The organism is Mycobacterium sp. (assembly GCF_008709575.1).
In the GTDB taxonomy this organism is placed as follows: Bacteria; Actinomycetota; Actinomycetes; order Mycobacteriales; family Mycobacteriaceae; genus Mycobacterium.
Map to the genome: position 1 here is coordinate 1 of NZ_VYIK01000406.1, position 657 is coordinate 657.

Consider the following 657-nt stretch of genomic DNA (forward strand, 5'->3'; position numbering starts at 1 on the left):
GGTCTTGCCGTGGTCGACATGCGCGACGATGGCGACGTTACGAAAATCCACCCGGTGATTCTGCCAGCGCCGGCCGGTGATCGCGAAAACCGCGCCCGTCGAGCCCCGCTACCAGCCGCGCTTGCGAGGCGCCGAGCCCACGAGCTGATCGCCGTCGGCCGCCTCGCTGCCGCGCACCGCCGCGCGGCTGCGGTAGACGATATAGGGGCGGAACAGATAACCGATCGGCGCGCTGAACGCGTGCACCAGCCGGGTGAACGGCCACAGGCAGAACAGCACCATCCCGATCGCCGCGTGCAGTTGATAGTCCAGCGGTGCGTGGACCATGTTTTCCCCGCCCGGGCGCAGATCGAAGATTCCGCGGAACCACACGCCCACGGTGCGGCGGTAATGGTACACATGTTCCGCGCCGTCGATCCCGCTGCTGAGCAGCGTGCAGTACAAACCGACGACGATCGCCAGCACCAGCACGACATACATCAGTTTGTCGGACAGCGTGGTCGCCAGCCGGACCGGGCCGCGAGTCATGCGCCGGTAGATCAGCAATCCGATCCCGAGCAAGCTCGCAGACCCGGCGATGACCCCGAGCACCACCGCCTGCACGTGATAGGCCTCGCTGCTGATCCCGATCGCGCTGGTCACCGCCGGCGGGATGAC

1 protein-coding gene is annotated in these 657 nt (G+C 67.0%); it reads right to left on the reverse strand.

Annotation, left to right across the window (positions count from 1 at the left end; all coding sequences use genetic code 11):
- Window positions 1-108: 108 nt before the first annotated feature.
- A partial coding sequence (narI, locus tag F6Q13_RS19255; protein WP_293059926.1) for a respiratory nitrate reductase subunit gamma occupies window positions 109-657 on the reverse strand: 549 nt, incomplete at its 5' end.